Raw genomic sequence first — 8552 nt, 5'->3', positions numbered from 1 at the left:
CCAAGCGCGTGACATGCATCGCTTTGCCCGCGATGCACAGACTCAATGCCGGCACGGACGATCTCCGCGCCATATGCCGAACCATCAAGCGCCAGTACGAGGATCGCCGCAGTGAGGGGGCCCAGACGTGGCATCCCCGGTATCAAGGGCAGCGCATAGAACACCCAGAACAGGAGAACCAGGCCCGAGGGGCCACGAACGATCTCGATGAAGAGCATCGTGGCCGCACGTATCGCCGGCGACTTGGACAACCTCAGCGCACCGAGGATCACCGAGCCGAGTGCTGCACCGACGATGATGCATAACGACACCCAGACGGTGACCCACAGGCCCTGCAAGAGCGCAGGCCAGTACTCCAAAACAGCCTTCACTGCGGTTGCGCCTTACTTGCAGCTAGGCTCGACATCGCTGGCTTTCTGGATCTTGGAGACGGTCTCCCAGTTGGCGTCGAAGCCGTTGAGATCACCGAAAGCCTCCTTCCAGTATTTCATGAGAAGATCCTTCATTACGCCATTGCCACGCAAAACATTGAGCTCCTTGTCGAAGGCGTCACGGAAGGCCACGTCTTCCTTGCGGAACATCGCCCCAACCCCATAAACGGGCGATTTTTCGTCGAAGATGAATTCGATGCCCTTTTGGTCAGGGTGAATGACAGAGATCGAAGACAGATAAGTTGCATCCGCTCGGCCGCCGGTAACCGTCGCCACGGCAGCCTGAATGTCGGGGACGTTCACCAACTGCTCGGAGTTGACCCCAGCCTTCGCTAAGTAGGGCGTATAAGTTCCCCCTGTAATATTTGCCACTTTGAGATCGGGGTTCTGTGCGATCTGGTCGAGACGCGTGATATGTTTCGGGTTTCCAAGTGGGACATACAGCCCGCTCCGGAAGATGAAATTAGGCCCCGAAAACGCCAGCATGTTACAACGCTCTTCGGTGTACTGCAGGCCAGGGGCTACAAAATCAACCTGACGGGCCTGTACTGCGGGAATCTCGGCGCCCCAAGCCATGAGTACGCCCTTCATCTCCGGCAGCCCCATGCGCTTAAGCACCAGATTCATTAACTCAGGTCCATAACCTGTCGCCTTTCCTTCCGGTGATACCATCTGCCATGGAGGGGCCGAGGCCAGAGCCATTTTGACTTCACCAGCCTTGCGGATCGAGACGAAAAGCGGGCCATCGTCCTGCGCAAGAGAGGGGTAGGTATTGCCGACCAGCGCCGATACCAGAACCGCCAATGAGAACTTCAATTGGTTACGCATGCTTCTCCTCCTAATACAAAAGACCTTGGTCGCGCACTGCCCGTATGGATTCTTCCGCCATCTGCAAGAACAAACCGTGCGTTTCCTCGGTGTGCACGACAGAGACATAAAGCTTGGCAGGTCCGCAGAAGATTCCCCTTCGGATCATCTCGTGCCCCCAACGGCGGGCAACGTCTTGCCGCGACGCCGCAACCGCCTCAATGGTGTCCATCGGACCGCTCCCAAATACCACCTGCTGGATGGCGGGCGGACCAATCACCTGCACGGGCACGGAAAGTCGATTTGCAATTTCAAGCAAACCGGTTGCCAGGGCCTCTCCCTTCTTTTTGAGGACCGCAGGAGCCCTCAGCTCCTCGATCAGCGCAAGGGTGGCAAGACCCGCCGCACAGCACAGCGGATTCCCATTCAGCGTGCCACTCACGAAGGCAGACCGACCGTCGTTTAGACGGTCAGTCGCCACGACTTCCAGGACATCAGCTCGCCCGGCAAGGGCCGCCAGTGGCGTTCCGCCGCCAAGGGCCTTACCCAAGGCGCAAAGGTCGGGCGTCACACCGAAGTACTCTTGAGCACCCCCAAGCGCGAGTCGGAAGCCAGTCACCACCTCGTCGAACACCAGCAGAGCGCCAATGTTATCAGCCAACGCCCGCAATCCTTCAAGGAAGCCTGACGCTGGCATGAATGCGCGTTGCACCGGTTCGACAATGATAGCAGCAATCTCACCCGCGATGGGCTCGACAATCTGTCGGGTCCGCTCGATGTCGTTGTAAGGCGCAATGACGACCGTCTCACTAATCTCTGCCGGAATACCGGCCGATTCTGCCACTGAGCACTGATCATTGTGCCCGGGCTCCGCGCGAGACTTCTGCTGTGCGTAGTCACTATGTCCGTGGAAACCGCAATTGAACTTCAAGATCTTGGCGCGCCCCGTAAAAGCCCGCGCCACCCGGAGCGCAAAGAAATTCGCCTCCGATCCATCGCTGCAAAATCTCACGGATTCCGCGCATGGCACCAACTCACAGACCTTGGCTGCCAGCTCGCAAGCCCGCTCGTTCATGACATAATAGTGCGTGCCAAGACCAGCTTGCTCCGCTATAGCCGCGACGACCTTGGGATGCGCGTGCCCAAGCACCATCGGTCCGGCGCCCAGGACGTAATCGGCGTACCGGCGTCCATCAGTTGACCAGAGCCATGGTCCATTGCCACGCGAAACGCTGAACGCCACGTCCTCTGCGAGCTTGAACATCCCCAGCGAGTTTCCAGCCAGATAGTTGTTGCTCGCAGCCGCGGTGCGCATATCGTTTCCTTACCCTTATCCAATTTGATGTATCATATACCAAGGTCCTAACGAGTCAAGCTCGCCTGCCCGCGTTTGCTGCGTAAGGAGACTCTGTAGGAGCTTGAAGAGCGTCGTGGTGAACTCAATTCTACTAACGGTCGCTTTGATCCGACGCTGCACTGTCGGGTGTAGCAGCGGCGCGCTATTGTAAGCATTCGACAGCGCTTTTTTTGATTTGGGGCCTTCGCGTAGCGGACAGAGCGATAGAGAGGCTCTTTCCTCCTGGATCAAGAACCAGAGTTCACGCTCGCCGGCGCAAGGTCGACACTCGTTGATCCAACGCGATCGCCAGAGCCCGCGCAGCTCGGTCGCCGAGACGCTCACAATGCCTCGCGCACGGAACACTCGAAACGACTTTCGCGCCGCCGGATCGCTATAGCCGGTCCTTACCGATGAGCCGGTGATGAACTGCTCGGCTCTAACCAAGGCGTAGCCGCCTCGGAGAACTGATCAGTCCCAATGATGCATTCTCACAACTAGCTGCCAGGCGATATTGAATTTGCTTCACGCCAATTTTGGTGCATAGATTTTGGTGCATAAAGCTTGCCTGGTTCTCGCGCGACGGCGAGCTTTTCGGGTCGCAGCAGCAGTGAGGGTGCTGCTCTCACCGGGTTGCTGTTCGTCATTTCCCTGTCGAATGGCATGAACCTCATCCAGGTCAGCGGCCCCGTGCAGATGATCGTGCTCGGCGCTGTCGCGGTTGCCGGCGCGCTCCTCGATCCCCTGCGGGCACTGCGACTAACGCGGGGATCGCGACTGCTATTTAACTTGAGGTTGCGACGCACCATGACTTACGATCGACACTGGAGGAACATTCACGGATGCCGTCATCCAAGACGAAGCCGCCGGCTCACTATCGCAAAGGCATTGACGACACCCAAGCGCGCCCTTGAGAGTACCCTGGAGTTTGCGCGCCGCAGAACAAGCAATCGCCGCCTGACTTCGGTTCCGCAGTCCTCACCGGCTTTCGATTACGCATAATTTGGACATCGGGCTGATCCGTCGATCGGCTTGAATCGAAAGAATCACTTTGATTCGTTTCGAGGGCAGGCGGCTTTCCCGCACTCGGCTCTTCCCGAGGGTAACCCGCGTCATATCCGCGCCTGCGCCCATGGGCGAGTGATGCCTGGAGTTGGCAGGCGAAGCGTGCCGTCAGAGTCTCGAACTCCGGCCAGCCCATGCGCCGACTTTTCTGGCTACGCCGTCTCAGACAACGCAGCCAGGTCCTACGCACTTCGCGGTAGAAGCCGTTGAGCGCTGGATAATCATGCGGCCTGCCAGAATAGCCATAGTGCCCCGCGCAGAACGGCGGCGAACCACTCGTACTGCGTGGCCAGTGGCGCGTGCATGAGGCGCCAGCTCCTGGCGCAACGCCGTCGGCTTGCGCGTCAGGCGTTTCCCTTCTCTCTTGTGCTTCATGACGAACCGGCCATCCTGGGTCCGCCCGCAATAGTGCGTAAAGCCGAGGAAGGCGAAGGTCTCTGGCCGCCGCTCGCCCGCCGCTGACAGTGCCTTGCCGCTGTCCCCCGCTGGAGACCAATCCAGCGGACCCGGTCGGGCCTCTCATGTCCCGATAATTACCTTCCGTGCGTGATCCGGCCATCCACCCCGACGGAGCGGCATCTTCTCGCGTATGGACTGCTCATGCAGCCTTCGTGCTTGGGAGCACACTCGGCCTCCGCGAAAATCCACCTTTCGAGGCTCATTCCGCACCCCGCACGGTCTACACTTCGGACCCCAGCGTTGCCGCAACGCCCGCAAGACTCGGTCCCGGCTGGCCTGCTACGGCTTTAGCCGGATGGGACTTTCGCCCACATGCAATCATCAGGTTGGCATGACGTACTCCCCTGGCGATGGTGTAGCTGACGGCAGGTTACCGCCGATTTTCCGGCGGGTCGGAAGGCATCAGCCTGCCACGGCAGGCAAGCCGATAACGGGTTCACCGCTCAAGGGCGCGATGGTTTCCAGTGTCATGTAGCGGGCCCGCTGAACCGCCCGCTCGTCGTGTCGCCCGCAGCTCCCGTCATATCTCGCAGGAGGTGCGAATGCGACGGGTGATTGGCATCGCCGTCCACCGAACTTTCGGCGAGGTGGTGTTTTGGGAGGAGGGCAGGCTCCGACATACGGGCCGCATCGATATGATCGCGGACTGCGCTGGAGGGATTTGGCAGACCCTGCTGGCCAGTGATGAGATGGTGGTCGAAGCGACTGCCAACAGCATGGCGGTCTTGCGACTTCTGGCGCCCTTCGTGGCACGGGTGATCATCGCCAATCCGCTGCAGGTGAAGGCGATCGCCCAGGCTCACGTTAAGACCGACAAGTCGATGCCGCCACGCTCGCCAGTCTGCAGGCGGCCGGGTACCTGCCGCAGATCTGGACGCCTGACGCGGAGACGGAACGCAAGCGTCGGCTGGTGGCTCGTCGCTACCAGGTCGTGCGGCATCGCACGCGGCTCAAGGAACGAGGTGCATTCGATCCTGCACGCGCACCTAATTCCGAAGTGCCCGCATGCCGATCTTTTCAACGCCCGCGGCCGGGCGTGGTTGGCCGCGCCCAACAGCTGCCGACGTCCGTGAGCTTGACCGGCTGGCGGAAGACGTGGCTCTGCTCGACCGCGAGATCGCGCAGGTCGCCTCGACGATCTCGCGGTCAACAGACTGATGACGATCACCGGCGTCAATCTGGCGGTTGCCGCCGGCATCGTGGCGGCGATCGGCGACATCAGCCGGTTCGACAGCCCGCAGAAGCTGGTGAGCTATTGCGGGCTGAAACCGCGGGTGCGGCATTCGGGACTGTGAGCCGCCCATCAGGGTCGCATCAGCAAGATCGGCCGCAGTTACGCGCGCGCCATGCTGGTCGAGGGGCCTGGGCCGCGGCCAAGGCGCCCGTCCACTGCAACCTTTTTGGTGCGGATCCGCGCCCGGCTTGGCCATCAGGTCGCCGCGGTCGCCGTGGCTCGCAAGCTCACGGTGCTCTGCTGGCGTTTGCTGATCAAGAGCGAGGATTACCTGTGGGCGCCCCCGGCGCTGGTCGCCAACAAGACCCGCGCGGACATCCGCAACAGAGGGCAGCCGGCGTGGACCAGACTATGCCTACAACATCAAGACGCCGCGCGACCGTGAGATGTTGATTGCCCCCCAGGCGGAGCGAAGCTACGAACGATGGGTGTCGCAATAGAAACCGCGGCGGCCAAAACTCGGCGCGCGGGCGCCTCAGTTCGGCAGGACACAATAGGCAGTCCGGTGATGCTTGCAGCCGACGCGTCACGCTTTGCCACGAGGTCGCCCGCGCCCCGACGACTGTAACCGCCGGTGACGGCAAGTGCCAGCCAGGAACGTAGTCCCGTTCCACGCCAGCATGCCGCCGTGCTCGGGCCCGCTCTTGCCGGCACGGGCCAGGATGTTGCGCATGAGGCGGACGCGGCAGCGCTGCTAGGCGGTATTGAGCACCTTGCTGACGGCGGCCTTGATGCCCTCATGCGCATCGGAGATCACGAGCTTGACGCCATGAAGCCCGCGCCGAGCGAGCTTACGCAAGGACGCGGTCCAGAACGTCTCGGCCTCAGAAGGGCCGATGTCGATGCCGAGAACTTCACGCCGGCCGTCGCTATTGACGCCGAGCGCGATGATGACCGCGACGGAGACAATCCGGCCATTCTGGCGCACCTTCACGTAGGCGGCGTCGATCCACAGATATAGCCAGTCGCCCTCGATCGTGCGAGCGAGAAAGGCCTTCACCTTCGTCGATCTCGGCACACAGGCCGGCTCACCTGGCTCTTGGAGATTCCAGTCATGCCCATGGTCTGGACCAGATCATCGACGGATCGGTCGAGACGCCCTGCATATAAGCTTCCAGCACCACCGCGGTGAGCGCCTTTTCAGCCATCCGACGCGGCTCCAGGAAGCCCGGCAAGTAGCTTCCTTTGCGCAGCTTGGGAATGCACAGCTCGACCGCGCCGGCGCGCGTCTCCCAGGTCCGGTCACGGTCCCGATTGCGCTGGGCAAGGCGTTCGGCATTCTTCACCGCTCCGGTCAGCCAGGCAACCTCCAGCTCCATCAATCGCTGGGCGGCAAAGCCAATCATCTCGCGAAGTAGATCGGCGTCTGGGACCCTCTCCACGAGCGCGAAGGTTCATCATCTCGTCGGTCATCGGTGGTTCCTCGAATCAGGTTGGTGTCAGCAACCCGACCCTAACGGCGAATTGCCCGTGACCACCGCAAAGCCGTCAGCCCGCTACGGCGCTATCTGAGGGCACGCGGGCGGCCGGCTTTGCTCTGCCGAGCTACACCATCACTGGGGACACGACCCGGAATCTGATGATCGCAGTAGGCTAGTAGTTAATTCGCGTGCGCGCTGGTTCCGATAACCACAGCCGAAGACGAGTTAGCTCGCGCGCGTCCTCCTGACTCTGAGCTCTCCATCTCTTTTGCTTTTCAGGCTCTCGATATGATCACTCTGCAAGAGGCTGCCACGTTGCACGAATACATGCGCTAGAGCGCTTTTCTGCACCATGCCTGCATTGGAGGCGATTGATGTTCCGACTGGCAAGGCATCACGACCGAGCGCCTGATGTGCGGCGGGTTCAGGCGCAGATCGTTGATCAGACCCTCGGTGAAGGAAAGGCGCGCACCCCGAGATTGCTTCCCTCTAGCAGAGGTTGAAAGTTCGCTCCCACTGCTCGCGCGTATTGGCGTTAGCATTTGTCAACGAATTGGCAATCGGCCGACGTGTTCGCAGGTTTGACTTCTCCCCACTCGCAACCGAGGCCGACTAAGCTCAAATAGCTGAATCGCGCGGTGGCAAGCAAGCAAGGTGAAGGGCCCCACTACCTGCACATAGCAATCGTTGGACCTGAATCTCTAGAAGTCAAGCACGGACGCGAAGCCCAAGAGGGCGCTTGCAAAGACCTGGCGAGGCGATTGGATTTCCTATCGAGCGAAATCATGCCGAATATGGGCGAGTACGAGCGAGGTTCCACGGCGGTGGTGGGCGCCTACGTCGCACCTAAATTCACCGGCTATCTCAATTCGCTTGAGGAAACAGCTCCATAAGCTTGGTCTACCCCGCTCGCTCCTCATGTTTCACGAGGTCGCCACTTGGCGCGGAGGGAGGTCGGGCGGGCACAGGTGGAAATTGAACCCGGCTTGCCGACGGCAGAACCATTCGGACCACTCGGATACGGCGTGAAAGATACGGTCCGCGCCCTATCACCGGGCCGCGGTAGATTTGGCCATCCCAAGATTCGCGCACCAAGACGTGCGGGAACGGGATTGTGAGCGTTGCGGCAGCCGAGCGGGAGTATGGAGTTGCGATTGCGCAGGACGGGCGGAGCAGCAGCTGCTACTTGCCGTCGGTGAAATCGATGTTGGTCTGGCGCTTGATATTCGCGGCTTGAACATTTCAGCTCCGGCAACCAATCACTCGGTGTCCTGATGCACAGCGATAATTCGCCTGCACATCGTAAGATGTTAGATCTGCAGCTATACGTATCAAGCGGCGTCCGGATTTTAGCCCGCGATGACATGAGGAATGACCCCGTTGATTTGCAGGAATGAGCATGCCGCTCGCGCACGGCAGGCTTCTGCAGCAGCCCGCTGCGACGCTTCTCCTTCAACCGATAGTCGCCGCGGATGAAGATGACGTGGCTGTGGTGCAGCAGACGATCAAGGCTCGCGATGGTGACCACGGGATCGCCGAACACGTCAGATTACCCGCGGATCGTGTCTCACGTCACGATCACGGAACCGCATCATTGGGGCACCGGCTTGAGGTGCTGAAGAAGCCATCTGGGCGCGGTCCCTCGTCGTTGCCGCGCTGCCGGACGGCCCGCCGCGGCCGGCCCGGATCGCGTCACCGATCTTGCCGAAACGGCGATCACTTGCCGCCTGAACTCCGCTAATCTGCCGCGCATCAGCGTACGTACGCTGATCCCATGGATGCAACATTTGAGCGCGAGT

The 8552-nt window shown here is 60.7% G+C and carries 7 protein-coding genes and 3 pseudogenes; 4 read left to right on the top strand and 6 right to left on the bottom strand.

Annotated features, from left to right (window positions below; all coding sequences use genetic code 11):
* The 3 genes from GGD65_RS20220 to GGD65_RS20210 all read right to left on the bottom strand — a co-directional run.
* Positions 1–371, bottom strand: a 371-nt coding sequence (locus GGD65_RS20220; RefSeq protein WP_183236389.1) for an ABC transporter permease subunit, incomplete at its 3' end; no start/stop codon positions are given.
* Positions 372–383: 12 nt separating this feature from the next.
* A complete protein-coding gene (locus GGD65_RS20215) occupies positions 384–1259 on the bottom strand; it encodes a transporter substrate-binding domain-containing protein (protein ID WP_183236388.1) in 876 nt (291 codons plus the stop codon).
* 10 nt (positions 1260–1269) lie between these two features.
* Complete coding sequence (locus tag GGD65_RS20210) at positions 1270–2553, bottom strand: aspartate aminotransferase family protein (RefSeq protein ID WP_183236387.1); 1284 nt, start codon at positions 2551–2553, stop codon at positions 1270–1272.
* Positions 2554–4640: 2087 nt separating this feature from the next.
* Between GGD65_RS20210 and GGD65_RS40255 the strand changes: the two genes are divergently transcribed.
* From GGD65_RS40255 to GGD65_RS40245, 4 genes are read left to right on the top strand one after another with little or no spacing between them, the layout of a single operon-like run.
* Positions 4641–5171 carry a hypothetical protein gene (locus tag GGD65_RS40255; protein WP_246783359.1) on the top strand — a complete coding sequence of 177 codons (531 nt, stop codon included), beginning with the start codon at positions 4641–4643 and terminating at the stop codon, positions 5169–5171.
* A complete protein-coding gene (locus GGD65_RS41155) occupies positions 5104–5256 on the top strand; it encodes a hypothetical protein (protein ID WP_409362750.1) in 153 nt (50 codons plus the stop codon). Before GGD65_RS40255 ends, GGD65_RS41155 begins: the two co-directional genes overlap by 68 nt.
* Entirely contained in the window at positions 5256–5393 is a 138-nt protein-coding gene (locus GGD65_RS40250) for an IS110 family transposase (protein ID WP_246783358.1), read from the top strand. The genes GGD65_RS41155 and GGD65_RS40250 overlap by 1 nt, the downstream gene beginning before the upstream one ends.
* A gap of 51 nt (positions 5394–5444) precedes the next feature.
* Entirely contained in the window at positions 5445–5717 is a 273-nt protein-coding gene (locus GGD65_RS40245) for a hypothetical protein (RefSeq protein WP_246783357.1), read from the top strand.
* 312 nt (positions 5718–6029) lie between these two features.
* On the opposite strand, the pseudogene GGD65_RS20195 reads toward GGD65_RS40245, so the two are convergent.
* The 3 pseudogenes from GGD65_RS20195 to GGD65_RS39955 all read right to left on the bottom strand — a co-directional run.
* Positions 6030–6745 (bottom strand): annotated as a pseudogene (locus GGD65_RS20195) (IS256 family transposase); the annotation flags it as partial.
* A gap of 347 nt (positions 6746–7092) precedes the next feature.
* Positions 7093–7214, bottom strand: a pseudogene (locus GGD65_RS41150) (short-chain dehydrogenase); the annotation flags it as partial.
* Positions 7215–8179: 965 nt separating this feature from the next.
* A pseudogene (locus GGD65_RS39955) lies at positions 8180–8296 on the bottom strand (ATP-binding protein); the annotation flags it as partial.
* Positions 8297–8552: the final 256 nt, after the last annotated feature.

This window comes from Bradyrhizobium sp. CIR18, from assembly GCF_014198295.1.
Classification (GTDB): Bacteria; Pseudomonadota; Alphaproteobacteria; order Rhizobiales; family Xanthobacteraceae; genus Bradyrhizobium.
This window is presented reverse-complemented; position numbering and strand designations above follow the sequence as displayed.